This window comes from Isoptericola sp. AK164 (assembly GCF_029643425.1).
GTDB lineage: Bacteria > Actinomycetota > Actinomycetes > Actinomycetales > Cellulomonadaceae > Isoptericola > Isoptericola haloaureus.
The window spans coordinates 2,988,982-3,004,760 of record NZ_CP119106.1; the positions used below are offsets into that span (position 1 = coordinate 2,988,982).

The 15,779-nt window shown below is 75.8% G+C and carries 14 protein-coding genes; 6 read left to right on the top strand and 8 right to left on the bottom strand.

Features of this window, described 5'->3' with window-relative positions:
* The first annotated feature begins 196 nt into the window (after nt 1–196).
* Together PO879_RS13750 and PO879_RS13755 are read left to right on the top strand one after the other, a co-directional pair.
* A complete protein-coding gene (locus tag PO879_RS13750) occupies nt 197–1,426 on the top strand; it encodes a homoserine O-acetyltransferase (protein WP_278235436.1) in 1,230 nt (409 codons plus the stop codon).
* A gap of 85 nt (nt 1,427–1,511) precedes the next feature.
* A complete protein-coding gene (locus PO879_RS13755) occupies nt 1,512–1,943 on the top strand; it encodes a VOC family protein (protein WP_347568602.1) in 432 nt (143 codons plus the stop codon).
* Nucleotides 1,944–1,961: 18 nt separating this feature from the next.
* Here the strand turns inward: PO879_RS13755 and PO879_RS13760 are convergent, their stop codons facing one another.
* Nucleotides 1,962–2,963 carry a hypothetical protein gene (locus PO879_RS13760; RefSeq protein ID WP_278235437.1) on the bottom strand — a complete coding sequence of 334 codons (1,002 nt, stop codon included), beginning with the start codon at nt 2,961–2,963 and terminating at the stop codon, nt 1,962–1,964.
* Nucleotides 2,964–3,002: 39 nt separating this feature from the next.
* Between PO879_RS13760 and PO879_RS13765 the strand changes: the two genes are divergently transcribed.
* Nucleotides 3,003–3,962 (top strand): zinc-binding dehydrogenase, encoded by a 960-nt coding sequence (locus PO879_RS13765; protein ID WP_278235438.1) that lies wholly within the window; start codon nt 3,003–3,005, stop codon nt 3,960–3,962.
* Nucleotides 3,963–4,073: 111 nt separating this feature from the next.
* Here the strand turns inward: PO879_RS13765 and PO879_RS13770 are convergent, their stop codons facing one another.
* Nucleotides 4,074–5,816 carry a hypothetical protein gene (locus PO879_RS13770; protein ID WP_278235439.1) on the bottom strand — a complete coding sequence of 581 codons (1,743 nt, stop codon included), beginning with the start codon at nt 5,814–5,816 and terminating at the stop codon, nt 4,074–4,076.
* 173 nt (nt 5,817–5,989) lie between these two features.
* Nucleotides 5,990–6,310, bottom strand: a complete 321-nt coding sequence (locus tag PO879_RS13775) for an MTH1187 family thiamine-binding protein (RefSeq protein WP_278235440.1) — start codon at nt 6,308–6,310, stop codon at nt 5,990–5,992.
* A 31-nt stretch (nt 6,311–6,341) separates the two neighbouring features.
* Between PO879_RS13775 and cofD the strand changes: the two genes are divergently transcribed.
* Both cofD and cofC read left to right on the top strand, forming a co-directional pair.
* Nucleotides 6,342–7,292 (top strand): 2-phospho-L-lactate transferase, encoded by a 951-nt coding sequence (gene cofD / locus PO879_RS13780; RefSeq protein ID WP_278235441.1) that lies wholly within the window; start codon nt 6,342–6,344, stop codon nt 7,290–7,292.
* Nucleotides 7,289–8,053: a 2-phospho-L-lactate guanylyltransferase gene (gene cofC / locus PO879_RS13785; RefSeq protein WP_278235442.1), complete on the top strand. Its 765-nt coding sequence runs from the start codon at nt 7,289–7,291 to the stop codon at nt 8,051–8,053. The genes cofD and cofC overlap by 4 nt, the downstream gene beginning before the upstream one ends.
* 15 nt (nt 8,054–8,068) lie before the next feature.
* On the opposite strand, the gene PO879_RS13790 is transcribed toward cofC, so the two are convergent.
* Together PO879_RS13790 and PO879_RS13795 are read right to left on the bottom strand one after the other, a co-directional pair.
* Entirely contained in the window at nt 8,069–8,674 is a 606-nt protein-coding gene (locus PO879_RS13790; RefSeq protein ID WP_278235443.1) for a nitroreductase family protein, read from the bottom strand.
* A gap of 18 nt (nt 8,675–8,692) precedes the next feature.
* Nucleotides 8,693–11,590, bottom strand: a complete 2,898-nt coding sequence (locus tag PO879_RS13795; RefSeq protein ID WP_278237552.1) for an FAD-binding and (Fe-S)-binding domain-containing protein — start codon at nt 11,588–11,590, stop codon at nt 8,693–8,695.
* Nucleotides 11,591–11,889: 299 nt separating this feature from the next.
* Here PO879_RS13795 and PO879_RS13800 point away from each other — a divergent pair, with 299 nt between their 5' ends.
* Nucleotides 11,890–12,999 (top strand): NAD-dependent epimerase/dehydratase family protein, encoded by a 1,110-nt coding sequence (locus tag PO879_RS13800; RefSeq protein WP_278235444.1) that lies wholly within the window; start codon nt 11,890–11,892, stop codon nt 12,997–12,999.
* An 84-nt stretch (nt 13,000–13,083) separates the two neighbouring features.
* Here the strand turns inward: PO879_RS13800 and PO879_RS13805 are convergent, their stop codons facing one another.
* The 3 genes from PO879_RS13805 to PO879_RS13815 form a co-directional block, all read right to left on the bottom strand.
* Complete coding sequence (locus PO879_RS13805; RefSeq protein ID WP_278235445.1) at nt 13,084–13,527, bottom strand: OsmC family peroxiredoxin; 444 nt, start codon at nt 13,525–13,527, stop codon at nt 13,084–13,086.
* A gap of 55 nt (nt 13,528–13,582) precedes the next feature.
* Nucleotides 13,583–15,028, bottom strand: a complete 1,446-nt coding sequence (locus PO879_RS13810) for a hypothetical protein (RefSeq protein ID WP_278235446.1) — start codon at nt 15,026–15,028, stop codon at nt 13,583–13,585.
* A 79-nt stretch (nt 15,029–15,107) separates the two neighbouring features.
* Nucleotides 15,108–15,665, bottom strand: a complete 558-nt coding sequence (locus PO879_RS13815) for a sigma-70 family RNA polymerase sigma factor (protein ID WP_278235447.1) — start codon at nt 15,663–15,665, stop codon at nt 15,108–15,110.
* Nucleotides 15,666–15,779: the final 114 nt, after the last annotated feature.

Below are 15,779 nucleotides of genomic sequence, written 5' to 3' on the forward strand. Positions count from 1 at the left end.
TGGTCCCGCATCGTGAGATCGGGATGGGCAGGCGTCGGTGCGGCGGTTACCGTCGAGGACATGACTCGTCGAATGTGCCCGTAGCCACCGCGCACGTTCGCCTGCCTGCGTCCCACGCCGTGCAGCTCACCCGCAGCGTGCGCTCCTCGCCCGCCCGCACCCCGCCGGTCCCCCGGCACCGCAGCCAGGAGAGACGATGACCACGACGACACCCCGCCATCCCGGTTCCGAGACCGGCTGGAAGTCGCCGCGCGGTGCGCGCCGCGCCCCGGCCGGCCCCGTCCCGGCGTCCGGCGCCTGGCGCGAGGGCGACCCCGCGGGCGCCCGTCGGTTCCTCGACGTGGGCACGTTCGACCTCGAGGTCGGGTCGCGGCTGCCCGACGTGCGGGTCGCCTACGAGACCCACGGCGAGCTCGACGCCGACGGATCCAACGCCGTCCTCGTGCTGCACGCGCTGACCGGCGACGCGCACGTGCGCGGCCCGGCCGGCCCCGGCCACGCGACCGCCGGCTGGTGGGAGCCGATGATCGGCCCCGGCGCCCCCATCGACACCGACCGCTACTTCGTCGTCGTGCCCAACGTGCTCGGCGGCTGCCAGGGCACCACCGGACCGGCGTCGACCGCCCCGGACGGCCGACCGTGGGGCGCACGCTTCCCGCGGATCACCACCCGCGACCAGGTCGCCGTGGAGATCGAGCTCGCCCGGCTGCTCGGCGTCCGCTCGTGGGCGACCGTCATCGGCGGCTCGATGGGCGGGATGCGCGTCCTGGAGTGGGCGCTGCTGGGCCCCGAGGCCGGGATCGACGTGCGGTCGATCGTCTCGATCGCCACCAGCGCGCAGTCCTCCGGCGACCAGATCGCCTGGGCGCACCCCCAGCTCGGCGCCATCCGCTCCGACCCGCGCTGGAACGGCGGCGACTACTACGACGCCGCCCCGGGCGAGGGCCCGCACGCCGGGCTCGGGATCGCCCGGCAGATCGCACACACCACCTACCGGACCGCACGCGAGCTCGACGAGAGGTTCGGGCGGCTCCCCCAGGGCGGCGAGGACCCGCAGACCGACGGCCGCTTCGCCGTGCAGTCGTACCTCGACCACCACGGCGACAAGCTCGCCCGCCGGTTCGACGCCAACTCCTACCTGCGGCTGACCGAGACGATGTTGACCCACGACGTCGGACGCGACCGCGGTGGCGTCGAGGCCGCGCTGGCGCAGGTCGAGTCCCAGGCCCTCGTGGTGGCCGTGGACTCCGACCGGTTGTTCCCGCCGGAGCTGTCCGACCGGATCGCGGCGGGGCTGCCGCACGCTGCCGGGACGCGACTCATCACCTCCGACTTCGGGCACGACGGGTTCCTGCTGGAGTTCGACCAGATGGGGCCGCTCGTGCGCGACTTCCTCGCCGAGGTCGAGCGCGTCTCCCCCGCCTGATCCACCGCTCGTCGGCACGGCGAGCGAGTCCGGCCGCGCCGACCTACCGTGGGTGCGCCGCCGACGACGGCGGACCGCTTCGACCGTGGAGGCCACGATGGCGCGGCTCAACCCCTACCTCAGCTTTCGCACCGGTGCCCGCGAGGCCCTGGAGCACTACCGGTCCGCGCTCGGCGGCGAGCTCGAGATCACCACCTTCGGCTCGATGCCCGGCATGGCCGACGATCCTGCCGACCAGGAGCTGGTCATGCACGGGTCCGTCACCACGCCGGACGGGCTGGTCGTCATGGCCTCCGACACGCCGTCGTCCATGACGTACACGGCGCCCACCAGCGGGGTCACGGTGGCACTGACGGGCGGCCCGGAGGACCTGGAGTACGTGCGTGGCGCCATCGCCGCCCTGTCCGAGGGCGCGACCGACGTCATGCCGTTCGAGAAGGCGCCCTGGGGCGACTACTACGGGCAGCTCACCGACAAGTTCGGCATCGCCTGGATGTTCGACGTCGGGACGACCTGACCGGGCTCCTGGGACCGGTCAGGGGAACAGCAGTTCCTCGCGACGGGCGGCCAGCGCCGCGAGCCGGACGTCGAGCTCGCGGGACCGCGACGTCAGCAGGTTCGTGCAGCGCCGGACGTCGTCCCGGAGGGCACCGACCTGCCTGTGCGCCGCCAGCGCCCGTCGACCCAGCACCACGTCGGTCGACGAGGTGTCCAGGAGCCCGTCGACGAGACCCGTCATCACGGTGCCGTCCAACTCGAGCGTGCCCATCTGCCCGACCACCCCGCCGCGGCACCGCCGCAGCTCGCCCTGCAGCCGCTGCAGCGTCGGACCGGCCTCCCGCATGAGCTCGCCCGCGCGCTGGACCTCGACGTGCTTGCGCATCGTGCTCTGCGCCCCGCTGGAGGGCCAGGTGTCGTGGGTCGGGGTGTTCGTGACGGTGAGCAGGCGGCGCACGACCGTGTCGAGGGCGCGGGCGGCCCGTTCCGCCGTCCGACGCGCCGACTCGACGGCGGCGTGCTCCGCCTGCACCTCCGCGCGGTCCTCGCGGATCGTCGCCAGCTCCGAGGCGACATCGGACGGCGCTGCGGAGTCGGCGTCCAGGACCCGGTCCTCGGCCCGCCGGAGCGCTTCCTCGAGGCGTTCTTCGGCGTCGTAGGTGCCGTGGAGGTCGGCGTCGATCGCGGCACGCTCCCGGAGCGCTGCGACGACCCAGGACCCGGCCGCGTCGACCTCGTGCTCCGCCGCGCGCAGCCGCTCGCGGGCGGCGGCGAGCCGTGCCGCACGGTTGCCGCGGACCCGGGCGAGCAGACCGGCGGGACCCCAGGACTCGAGGCGCCCGACGTGCGCCCGGGCGCTGCGCAGCGCGGCCTCGGCGTCGCGCACCTCGGCCTGCCGGTCCCGGACGGCCGCGTCGGCCGGGCCGCGGCGTTCGACCAGTGCGCGTCGTGCGCGGATCGCCGCGCGGGCCTCGGTCACGTCCTTCAGCACGTCGGGACCCACGGCCGGTCCGTCCTGCTCGTCCGCTGCCTGCGTCATCCCGCACACCGTAGTCGCCGACGCCGGTACGTTGGGAGCATGCTCGCCGCCACCGTCGCCCGCTTCGCCCCGGACAACCCGCTCGACGGCCTGGAGGTCACCGACCGCCCGGCACCCGAGGAGCGTGAGCACTGGACCACCGTCGAGGTCCGGGCCGCGAGCCTCAACCACCACGACCTGTGGTCCCTGCGCGGCGTCGGGCTCCGCGAGGAGCAGCTCCCGATGATCCTCGGCACGGACGCGGCCGGCGTCGCGCCCGACGGCAGCGAGGTCGTGGTGCACGGCGTCGTCGGGGCCGACGGCCACGGCGTCGGGCCGCGGGAGCGCCGCACCCTGCTCAGCGAGAAGTACCCCGGCACGCTCGCCGAGCAGGTGTCGGTGCCGACCGCGAACCTCGTGCCCAAGCCGGCCGAGCTGTCCTTCGCCGAGGCCGCGTGCCTGCCCACCGCCTGGCTGACCGCCTACCGGATGCTGTTCCGCGCGGCCGACCTTCGCCCCGGCGACCGCGTGCTCGTCCAGGGCGTCGGCGGCGGCGTCGCCACGGCCGCCATCGTCCTCGGGGCCGCGGCCGGGCTGGAGGTCACCGCCACCTCCCGCGACGCGGCCAAGCGCGACCGGGCGCTCGAGCTCGGGGCGAGTGCCGTCGTCGAACCCGGCGAGCGGGTCCCGGCGCGGGTCGACGCCGTGGTCGAGTCGGTCGGTCAGGCCACCTGGGCGCACTCGGTGCGCTCCGTGCGCCCCGGCGGCACGATCGTGGTGTGCGGCGCCACGAGCGGCGACGCCCCGGCGGCCGAGCTGTCCCGCATCTTCTTCACCGAGCTGCGGGTGCAGGGCGTGACGATGGGGTCGCGCGAGGACCTGGCGGCACTGCTGCGGTTCTGCGCGCGGACCGGGGTGCGCCCCGTCGTCGACTCGGAGGTGGCGCTGGCCGACGTCGGGACCGGCCTGGCGCGGCTCGCCGCCGGTGAGCAGACCGGCAAGATCGTCGTCACCCCCTGACCTGCCCCTCCCCTTGCTCGTTGTGGGCATGAAATCTGCAGGTCTTCCCCGGGGAAGACCTGCAGATTTCATGCCCACAACGACAGGTGGGGCGGGGTGTGCGGGGTGGGGTCAGGCGAAGCGGGCGCGGTAGGCGTCCAGCAGCGTGACGCCGTCGGGCACGATCCGCCAGACGTTCCAGCCGTCGTCGGTCGGCGCCCCGCAGGCGGCCGACGCCGCGTGGTCGGGGTGCTGGAACCGGGAACCGTCGGGCAGCTCGATCACCCCGTCCGGGTGCAGCAGCGCCTCGAAGTGCTGCTGGCGGCGCGGGCGCGACCACTCGAGGTAGGTGGGCCGACCCAGCGTGCTCGCCAGCGCGACGAGGTCACCGTCCACCTCCTCCTCGTCGAGCACGGTGGTCCCGGCGTCGTCGTACAGGCCGCGCTCGGGCGGCGGGGTGTACGACGGCGCCTCCAGCGGCGGGACCTGCAGGCGCGGCAGGTCGTCGGAGGCGCTGGTCCACGTCTCCGGCGTCGACGGCTGCCACGGCCGGTCCGTGCTCTCCGACCAGGGGGTCCACGAGTCCAGCGGGTCCGAGCTCCGCGCGTCCGACGCCGGGGCGGGACGGTCCAGCGCCGGGGCGGCGGCCCGGGCGAAGTCCTCGCCGAGCGACGGGGTGTCGGAGCTCGCCGCGGAGGTGGTGCGCCGGGCGAGACCGGCGAGGTCGAGGTCGTCGGCCGACGACGCCGAGAACGGGCGGCGCGGTGCCGGCGCCGGGGCCGGCGCCGGCTCGGGCGCGGGGGCCGGTGCCGGTGCGGCGGGACGCGGCGGCTGCGGCGCGGGCCCGGCCTCGCGGAAGCGGTCGCTGCGCGACCGGCGTCGCGGCGCCGGCGGGTCCTGCGGCGGGGGCGGGACCGGGGCGTGCGCCGTCGTGGGGGCCGGCGCCGGAGCGGGCGTCGGCGCCGGGGGCTGCTGCGACGACGTCGGGACGGACGGGACCGCCAGGCTCGGGGGGCCGGCCGCGGCCTCCGCCTCGGCACGTCGTGCCGCACGACCGCGCCGCAGCGGCGGCTGCTCGGCGGTGTCCCCGACCGCGTCCGGAGCGGGACGGGCGGGAGACCCGCTCCCGTCGGCGCCCCCGGCGGGGACGGCGACGGCCGGGTTCTTCCCGGTCAGCGCGATGCCGACCTTGACCCCCTCGGCGAACGACTCCGGCTCGGCCTCGGTGCGGGCGTCCGCGCCGGCGGCCTGCGGCGCACCGACGGGACGGCCGTGCCCGGACAGCTGCGGCGCCGTCGCCTCGGAAGCCGGGTGGATGACCAGCGGCGAGACGTCGACGAACCGCCGACCGTCCTGCCCGTGCATCACCCCCATCTTGAGCACCTCGACGGGCATGGTCGGCTGCCGCAGGAAGTCGACGGCGTTGAGGATGTCCTCGCCGGCCTCCTGGCAGATGACGATGAGGCGGGCGCTGGAGCGTCCCGGCTGGGAGCGGGTGATCGGCACCGAGTCGTAGAACGTGGCGATGTCGCGCTGGAACGCGTTCTGACCACCGTGGTAGCGGGCGGCGAGCTCGCCGCGGGTCAGCCGGCCGGCCCACCCGGCATGGTCCAGGGCCCGGGTCAGCGCCGCCTTGTCCAGGTTGGCGACCAGCTCGACGACGACGGGCGACCCCGTGGCGTCCAGGGCCAGCAGGTGCGGCTCGTCGGGCCCGGAGCCCTGCGCGACGGGGAAGATCTGCTCGCCCAGCAGTCCGTCGATGTGGGAGTCCACGACGCGGTGGGCCGTCGTCGCCAGCCCGGGTTCGACCGACCCCGCGGTCCGCCCGGACTGGACGAGGAGCGGCCTGCTGGCGTCGACCTCGAACAGTGGCATCGCGCTGACTCTCCCCGGCTCCGCACACGACCCGTGTGGCCGTGATCCGCCATAGCCTACGGCGGGCCCTCAGGGGTCGTACAACAGCCCAGGTCGGTGAGGACTCTCACGACACAGAACCGGCACATGCGCCGAGATCCGGACAAGGTGACGAGCCGGACTCGTCGGGCGGTTCAGGCGTGACCGGTCGCCGACTCGTCCTCGGCGAGCGCCTCCTCCACCCGGGTCACCTTGCCCTCGAGCTGGCCGGTGTGCCCGGGGCGGATGTCGGCCTTCAGCACGAGCGAGACACGGTGCCCGCCGTTGCCCACGGCCTCGGTGGCGCGCTGGATCACCGGCATCACCTCGTCCCACTCCCCCTCGATCTCGGTGAACATCGAGGTGGTGCGGTTGGGCAGCCCGGACTCCCGGACGATGCGGACGGCCTCGGCGACGGAGTCGGTGACCGACTCGCCGGCACCGAGCGGAGCGACGGAGAACGCGAAGACAGCCATGGGGCCATCATGACGCCTTTAGGCTCGGGGCGTGAGTACTTCGGTGACCCTCCTGGCCGGTGGCGTCGGCGGCGCCCGCCTCGCGCACGGTCTCGCCCGTGCCCTGCCCGACGGCGGAGCGCCCGGCGCGCACGGCGGCCTGACCTGCGTGGTCAACGTCGGCGACGACACCGAGCGGCACGGGCTGCACGTCGCGCCGGACCTCGACACGGTGATGTACACGCTGGCGGGGCTCGACGACGAGGATCGCGGCTGGGGGCTGACGGGCGAGTCGTACGCGACGCTGTCCCAGCTGGAGCGGCTCGGCGAGGACACGTGGTTCACCCTCGGCGACAAGGACCTGGCCACGCACGTGGTGCGCACGGCCCGGCTGCGCGAGGGCCTGCCCCTGAGCACCGTGACCGCCGGTCTCACCGCCTCGCTGGGCGTCGCGGCGCGGCTGCTGCCGGTCACCGACGACGCGGTGCGCACCCGGATCACCACGCCGTCGGGCGAGCTGGAGTTCCAGGAGTACTTCGTGCGGCGCCGGCACGCCGACGCCGTGCTCGACCTGACGTTCGACGGGATCGACGCCGCCCGTCCGGCGCCCGGGGTCCTCGACGCGCTGCACGGGGCCGACCTGCTCGTGGTGGCGCCGTCGAACCCGTTCCTGTCCGTGGAGCCGGTGCTCGGCGTGCCGGGCGTGCGCGAGGCGGTCCGGGCCGGCGGCCCGCGCCGGGTGGCCGTCAGCCCCATCGTCGGCGGGAGGGCGCTCAAGGGCCCCGCCGCACAGGTGCTGGAGTCCCTCGGGCACGACGTCTCGGCGCTCGGCGTCGCCCGGCTCTACACCGGGCTGGTCGACGTCATGGTGATCGACACCGCCGACGCGGACCTGGCCGGCGCCGTCGAGGACCTTGGGTTCGAGGTCCTGGTGACCGACACCGTCATGGGCGGGCCCGCGGGTCGCGAGCGACTGGCCCGCGAGCTGCTCGCGCTGGCATGACGGAACCGGCAGCTGCCGACGGCGACTCACCGCACGCACCGGAGCCCGGGCGGGTGACCGCCGTCGTCCCGCTGCGCGACGGGGCGAGCGGCAAGTCGCGGCTGGCCACGGCGCTGGAGCCCGCGGCCCGACGGCGGCTCGTGGTCGCCCTGGCCCGGCACGTGCTGGGGGTGCTCGCCGACGCCGCGTCGGTGGGGCGGGTCGTCGTGGTGACGGCGGACGTCGACTTCGCCCGCGAGGTGCTCGACGACGGCCCGGGTCCTGTCGGCAGTCCGTCGTCGACGCGGCACTTCGAACTGCCGCGTCGACGACGAACTGTCGACGTGATCGCGGAGCCGCCCGGCCGCCCCGGGCTGAACGCGGCGCTGGAGCACGCCCGGCGGCACGTCGCGGGCGACGCCGGCGACGCGGACGGGCCCGACGGCCCCGACGCCGACCGGCTGCTCGTGGTGCACGCCGACCTGCCGCTGCTGACCCCGGCGGACGTGGACGCGGTCGCCACCGCGCGGGCCGACGTCGTCGTCGCCACGGACCGGCACGGTACGGGGACGAACCTGCTGGCCGTCCCCCGGGTCGGCGACCACGCCTTCCGGTTCGGCGCCGGGTCCCGCGCCGCCCACGAGGCCGAGGCCGCCCGGCACGGGCTGCGCGCCGCCGTCGTGCTGCGCCCGGGCACGGCCGCCGACCTGGACACGATCGACGACGTCGCCGAGCTCCCCCTCGCCGTCCGCGACCGGCTCGTCGGCACCGTCCGCCCCTGACGGGCCGGCCGGCGGTCACCACCGCCCGCGGTGCACCACCTCGTCCAGCGGCTTGCGCCGCCGCCGCGCCGGTGACCCCTTCGCTCCCCCGGCCTGGGGGTGCCCGACGGCGACCACCCCGGTGGGCGCCCACTCGGCCGGCACGCCGAAGGCCTCGCGGAACGCCGCGATCTGGTAGGCCGAGATGCCGAAGAAGCACGCCCCGAGCCCCTCGTCGACGGCGGTCTGCAGCATGAGCAGCGAGGCCATGCCGGCGTCCACGTGCCAGTACGGCACCGGCCAGCGCGCCTCGTCGCGGTCGGTCCAGCCCTTGTCCGGCTCGGCGTAGCGCCCCACGTAGGCGTCCCGCGAGGCCAGCGCCACCACGAGCACCGGGGCGGTGCGCATCCCGGCCAGCCAGGTCGACATGTCCCGCGCGGAGTCCGGCGGGGTGGTCGCCGCCCAGAACCGCTCGCGCTCCGCGGCGGTGGTGAGCACGAGGAACGACCAGCCCTGGGTGAACCCCGCGCTCGGGGCCCGCACGGCGGTCTCGACCAGCCGGTCGACCACGGCCGGGTCCACGGGGTCGGGGCCGAACCGCCGGACCATGCGCCGCCGTCGGACCACGTCACGGAACTCCATGGCGCCAGCCTGCCGCACTCACAGGCGCTCGGCGAGCACCTCGACCAGGGCCTTGCCCTCGACACCCTCGAGCTGGACGGCCTGCGTGCGGCAGGAGAAGCCGTCGGCAACGAAGACATCCGACTCCTCGCGTTCTCGCAGCGCCGGCAGCAGGGCGTTCTCCGCCACGGCGACCGAGACGTCGTAGTGGCCCTTCTGCATGCCGAAGTTGCCCGCCAGGCCGCAGCAGCCCGCCAGCTCGTTCACGGTGGCCCCCGCCTGCGCCAGCAGGGCACGGTCGGCGGCGAAGCCCATGACGGAGTGCTGGTGGCAGTGCGGCTGCACGACGGCGGTGACGTCGCTGAGGTCGGGCAGCTCCCACCCCGAGTCCTCGGCCGGGGCCGTCGTGGGGTCGGTCAGCAGCTCGGCGAGCGTCTTCGTCGCCCCGGCCACGGCGGCGGCCCGCGGGTCGTCGGGGAACAGGTCGAGCAGGTCCGAGCGCAGCACCGCCGTGCAGGACGGCTCCAGCCCGAGGATGGGATACCCGTTCACGGCGTACGGGCCGAGGGTCTTGAGCAGGCCGTCGAGCCGGCGCCGGGCGCCGTCGAGCTGGCCGGTGGAGATCCACGTCAGCCCGCAGCAGGCCTCGCCGCGCGGGACGATCACGTCGTAGCCGGCCGCTTCGAGCACGCGGATCGCGGCCCGGGGCACCGACGGCGACATCGAGTCGCTGAACGAGTCGGTCCACAGCACGACCTGCGGCCGCGCGCCGCCGACGGGCTTGCCCGGCGACTGCCGGTGCGCGAGCCCGGGCACCCCCTGCGTGGCGTACCCCAGGCCCCACCAGCGCCGGAACGGCATCTCGGCGAACTCCGGCACGGAGCGCCGGGTGTCCATGCCGCCCGCCCACAGCACGGCCTTGCGGATCCAGTCGACCGAGAGCACCTTGTTGAGCGTGCGTGGCGCGACGCCCGCCAGCCGCGCCCACCGGGGCAGCCAGCCCAGGGCGTAGTGGTCGACGGGACGCAGGCGGCCCTTGTAGGTCCGGTGCAGCACCTCGGACTTGTACTGGGCCATGTCGACACCGGCCGGGCAGTCCGAGGAGCAGGCCTTGCAGCTCAGGCACAGGTCGAGCGACTCGCGGACCTCCGGGGCGGTCAGCCCGCCGACGAGGGAGCCGTTGACGGCCTCCTGCAGCACCCGGGCCCGGCCGCGGGTGACGTCCTTCTCGTCCTTCGTCGCCTGGTAGCTCGGGCACATGAAGCCGCCGGCGGCCTGGTTGTCGGCGCGGCACTTGCCGACCCCGACGCAGCGGTGCACGGCCGTGGTCAGGTCGTGGTGGTCGTGGGCGAAGCTGAACCCTGCGTACCCGGTCTTCCTCGCCGTCCCGCGCAGCGTGCCCGAGCCGAGCAGACCGCGCTGGCCGACGGGGCTCGTGGACGGCACCGCGGAGGCCGCCGGGCGGCGCAGGTCCGCGTCCACGGCGGCGGGCCGGACCACCACGCCGGGGTTGAGCACGTCGTGCGGGTCGAAGAGCGCCTTGACCTGCTCCATCAGCGCGACGGCCTCGGGCGAGTAGATGACGGGCAGCAGCTCGGACCGGGCCCGGCCGTCCCCGTGCTCGCCGGACAGCGACCCCCCGTACTTGGCCACCAGCTCGGCGGCCTCAGTCATGAAGGTGCGCAGCACCGAGCCGGAGGCCTCCAGCGGGATGTCGATGCGCAGGTGCATGCAGCCGTCGCCGAAGTGCCCGTAGGGCAGCCCGTCGACGCCGTAGCGCGCCATGAGCGCGTCGAGGTCGCGCAGGTAGTCGCCGAGCCGGTCCGGCGGCACCGCGGAGTCCTCCCAGCCGGGCCAGGCCTGCTCGCCGGCCGGGGTGCGACCGGCCAGCCCGGCGCCGTCAGCCCGGATCTGCCACATCTGCGTCGCCTCGGGACCGGCGGGGTAGATGGCCGCGCCGACGGCGGAGGAGGCCCCGACGATCATCTCGGCGAGCTCGCGCACCTCGTTCTCGCTGCCGCCGCCGACCTCGATCATCAGCCAGCCGGCGCCCTCGGGCAGCTCCGGTACCGCGTCGGCGCCCTTGGCGTCGCGGACGACCTGGACCAGACGGGCGTCGAGGCCCTCGATGGCCAGCGGGTCGTGCTGCAGCAGCACGGGCACGTCGTCGGCGGCCGCGGGCATGTCCGGGTAGCCGAGCACCACCAGCGTCGGCGCGTTCGGCACGGGCACGAGGTCGAGGGTCGCGCCGAGCACCGTCACCAGGGTGCCCTCGGTCCCCACGAGGAACCTGGCCAGGTTCGAACCGTTCTCGGGCAGCAGGTGCTCCAGCGAGTAGCCCGAGACCTGCCGGCCGAAGCGCCCGAACTCGGTGCGGATCAGGGCCAGGTTCTCCCGGACCAGCTCGGCCAGCCCCGGCACGGCCGCGAACGTCGGGTCGCCGTGCGACGCCGTGAACCGGCGGCCGTGCCCGTCCACGACGTCGAGCTCGACGACGTTGTCGGCCGTGCGGCCGTACGCCACGGCGTGGGGCCCGCACGCGTTGTTGCCGATCATGCCGCCGAGGGTGGCGCGGTTCTGCGTCGACGGGTCGGGCCCGAACCGCAGCCCGTGCGGGCGTGCCTCGCGCTGCAGCGAGGACATGATGACCCCGGGGTCGACGACGGCCGTGCGGGTCTCGGGGTCGACGGCGTGGATGGTGTCCAGGTGCTGGGACAGGTCGAGCACCACCCCCGGGCCGACCGAGTTCCCGGCCACCGAGGTCCCGGCGCCGCGCGCGGTCACGGGCACCTCGAGCTCGCGCAGCACGCCCAGCGCGGCGACGACCTCGTCGGTCGTGCGCGGGTAGACGACGACGTCCGGCACCACCCGGTAGTTGGACGCGTCCGTGGAGTACTCGGCGCGGCGGCGCGTGGAGGTGTCCACGTCACCGGTCATCACCGTGCGCAGGGCCGTCGCGACGGCCTCGCGGGCCTCGGCGGCGGCCTCCTGCGCCTCGCGCTCGGCCTGTCGCTGCGCCTCGCGCTCGGCCTCCCGCCGGGCCTGCTCCGCGGCGTCCCCGGACGCGGCGGAGCGAGCCGACGAGGTCGAACCGTTCGGGCCGGGCGCTGGAGTCGTCGTCTGGGCGGACACGTGGCGATTGTGCCACCGTGACGGCGTCGTGTGGCGAATCGTCCGTCCCCGGGCGTCGTCGGCGTCCCCGCGCGCCGGGACCCGCACGCCGATAGCGTCGGTGCATGCGCGTCGTCGTCATCGGAGCCACTGGAAACGTCGGGACCTCGATCCTGCGCGCCCTCGTCGCCGAACCGGTGGTGACCTCGCTCGTCGGGGTCGCCCGCCGTGTGCCGCGCACCGACGGGTCCAGCACGGTCGGCCCGCCCCACGACGCCGCGCAGTGGGTGCGCGTCGACCTGGCCGACGCCGAGACCGTCGCCGACCGGCTCGACGAGGCCCTGGCGGGCGCCGACGCCGTGATCCACCTCGTCTGGGCCATCCAGCCCGCCCGCGACCCCGAGACCCTGCACCGCATCAACGTCGGCGGCACCCGCGCCGTGACCGACGCGGTGGTGCGCAACCGGGTCCCGCACCTGCTGTTCATGTCCGCCTCCGGGGTGTACTCCCCCGGCCCGGCCGACGGGTCCGACGTCGACGAGGACTGGCCCCGCGACGGCGTGCCCGGCTCGTCCTACGCCCTGCAGAAGGCCGAGGTGGAGCACCACCTGGACGCGGTCGAGGAGGCGGCGCCCTGGCTGACGGTGACCCGGCTGCGCGCGGCGATCATGCTGCAGCGCGAGGCCGGGGCCGAGATCGGCCGCTACTTCCTGGGACCCCTGGGACAGATCGGGCTCAAGGTCGCGGTGGGCCCGCTGGGCCAGGCGGTCGGCGGGGCCGTGCGGGGGTGGCGGGGGCTGCCCGAGCCCGCCGAGCCCCCGCTGTTCCCGCTGATGCCGTTCCCGGCCGGCCTGCGGCTGCAGGTGCTGCACCCGGACGACACCGCCGCGGCCGTGCGCGCCGCCGTCGTCGGCCGGCACGGCGGTGCCTTCAACCTGGCTCCCGACGGCGGCCTGACCGGCCAGGACCTGGCCGACCTGCTCGCCGCGGGCCAGCTCGTCGAACTCCCGGTCGGCCTGCTGCGCACCGGCCTGGACCTCGCCTCGCGCGCCCACGTGGTGCCGATCGACGCGGGCTGGCTGGACATGGCGGCCGCGAACATCGTCATGGACACCTCCCGGGCCCGCGAGGTGCTGCGCTGGCGACCCACCCGCTCGCAGGGCGAGGTGCTGCTGGAGGTGCTGCACGGGGTGCTCGAGCGCGCGAGCGCCGACACGCCGCCGCTGCAGCGCTGAGCGTCGGCCCGGCGCGGCGGCCGGACGCGGCGAGCGCCCGCCCCGACGGTGCGGGACGGGCGCTCGACGGACGGTCTCGGCGGCTCAGTGCTCGTAGTCGAGCTGCAGGACGATCTCGTCGACGGTGCCCAGCGCCTTGGAGACGGGGCAGCCGATCTTCGCGGCCTCGGCCGCCTGGCGGAACGCGGCCTCGTCGAGCCCGGCCGCGAAGCCCTTCACGGTGAGGACGCTGGAGGTGATGCGGTGGCCGCCGTTGGGGTCGTCACCCAGGGACACCTCGGCGGTGACCTCCACCTGCTCGGCCGTGCCGCCGAGCGCGCCGACCTCGGCCGCCAGCGCCATCGAGTAGCAGGACGAGTGCGCGGCGGCGATGAGCTCCTCGGGGCTCGTCACGCCGTCGGCGGACTCGGCGGCGCGCCGCGGGAACGAGACGTCGAACGTCCCGGTGCCCGAGCTGACGAGCTCGACCGTCCCCGAGCCGTCGGTCAGTGAGCCGTTCCACGCGGTGCGTGCGGTACGAGTGGGCATGGAGCCTCCTTCGCGGGTACGTCAGGTCACCGCCGACAGTACCCCGCGAACCGGCTCAGGGAGAGGTCATCGCCAGGGCCTCGTCGGCGACCGCCACCACCGACCAGGTGCTGCCGTCGGCGTCGGTGAGCTCGTAGGCGGGCAGCAGCAGGACGCCCTGGTCGACCGTGTACTCCTGGGCCAGGCCCAGTCGGGCGTCGGTGATCGTCACGTCGCGCACGGGCCAGGGCAGGTCGCTGCCCGACGCCGGCGGGGCGGGCGGCACGGTCGGCTCGCTGCCCGGCTCGACGCCGTCCCCCGGCTCGACGACGTCGGGGGCGGGCAGACGGTCGGTGCGCGGCTCCAGCCCGGAGACGGTGTCGTCGGCGTACGCGATCGGCCAGAGCTGCTGGCCGAACCGGGGGTCGCCGAGGCGGTCGACGGCCTCGGCCGGGCTCACCACGGGGTAGGAGCCCAGCGAGACGGTCCCGGCCAGGAACCCGTCGGCCCAGGCGACGCCGTCGGCCGTGACCGTGGCGCTCCACGTGGCACCGGTGCGCTGCCCCTCGACGACCTGGGACGCGAGGGCACGGCGGGCCGCGCCCTGGGCCTGCGTGGCCTCGATCTCGAAGCCGGCCGGGTCGACCCCGACCTGCTCCATGAGCCCGCGCAGCCGGTCGACGGCCTCGTCGGCGGAGACGTCCCCGCCCCCGGCGGGCTCGCAGGGGGCCGGCTCGATCGCCTGGCCGGGCTCGGCCGCACCCGAGGACGTGGACTCCTCGGGCAGGATCTCGACCTCCTCGCACCGCCACGGGTCCAGGGACGGGTCCTGGTAGCTGAAGGAGGCGACACCGTCGGCGGCGAGCCACAGGCTCGGACCGCTGCCGTCGCGCGGGCCGACCACCCACGTCCCGTACTCCCACCGCGGCTCACCGGACACGTCCAGCGCCGCGGCCAGGTTCGCCGCGCCGGACTCGGTCGCGACGTCGGCGGCGTCGTAGGCGTACGCCGTGGCGGTGCCCGCCTCGGTGGACAGCCCGTCGTGGCTGAAGGTGGCGCGCCCGCCGAACCCGGGGGCCGGCATGACGGAGGTGCCCACGGCCGCCTCGGGCGCGGGCCCGCTCCCGAGCGCGCGCTCCTCGGTCACCGCACCGTCCGCAGCGTCGGCGCCGGCCGACGCACCGGACCCGCCGTCCAGCGTGATCGGCGGCAGCGCGCCGCCGTCCTCGGCGACGGGCGCCCCGGAGCCGTCGGCGGAGCCCAGCGCGTACCCCCCGCCGCCGAGCACCACCGCCCCGGCGACGCCGGCGGCGACCAGCCAGCCGGAGCGCCGGCGGTCGCGCCGCGCGGCGAGCTCGTCCCGCCCGGCGGACGCCCCTGGGCCGGACGGCCCCTCGGAGGGCTGCTCGTGCCCGTCGCGCAGCGCGTCGGTCTTGGCGCGCAGCACGCCGTGGCGGGTGTCGACGTCGGCGGCCGGGTCGGCTCCCCGGAGCCTGTCGAAGGCCTCGTCTCGCTCGTCCATCACGACCTCCTGACGGTTCGGTGACGCAGCCGGTGGGCGGGTCCGCCCCGGTCTCTGCTAGGACACCCGGTCTGTGTCGTCACGGCCGGTTCCCTTGCTCGACGTCGTCCGCCGACGCGGCACTCGCCTCGGCCTCCTGCCAGGCCGAGCGCAGCCGGGCCCGCGCGCGGGACAGGGCGGCGTCCGCGCCGCCGCGCGAGACGCCGAGCACCTCGGCGAGCGCGTCCCCGCCCAGCCCGTCCCAGGCGACGAGCAGCAGGATGCGGCGGTCGCGCGGGCTCAGGCGGCCGAGGACGTCCCGCACGGCGTCGTCGGTGACCGCGAGCGCCGCGGGGTCGACGTCGTCCGGCTCCTCCGGCACGGCCGCGACGGGCGTCGCCCGGTGCTTGCGGCGGTGGTTGGCCAGCACGTACCCCGCGGTGCGGTAGAGCCACGGCAGCTCGGCGCCGGCCGGGACGTCGTCACGGCGCCGCCAGGCCGTGGCCAGCACCTCGGCGGCGAGGTCCTCGGCCTCGTCGCGGTGGCCGGCACCGGCCGGCAGCCGGCGCACGAGATACCGGTGCACGGCCCCGGCGTGCGCGGCGAACAGCGCGTCGAACCATGCGCCGTCGTGCTCGGTCGCCTCGTCGGCGCTCACGGGGCCTCCTGCGGTCGTCGTCGGTCGCGGGCCGGCGGCGCGGGTCGCGTCCGCGTGCCGGTCCTACCCGGTGTGTGTCGCCGACAGGACCAGCCTTGCACGACGCCGGCCCCC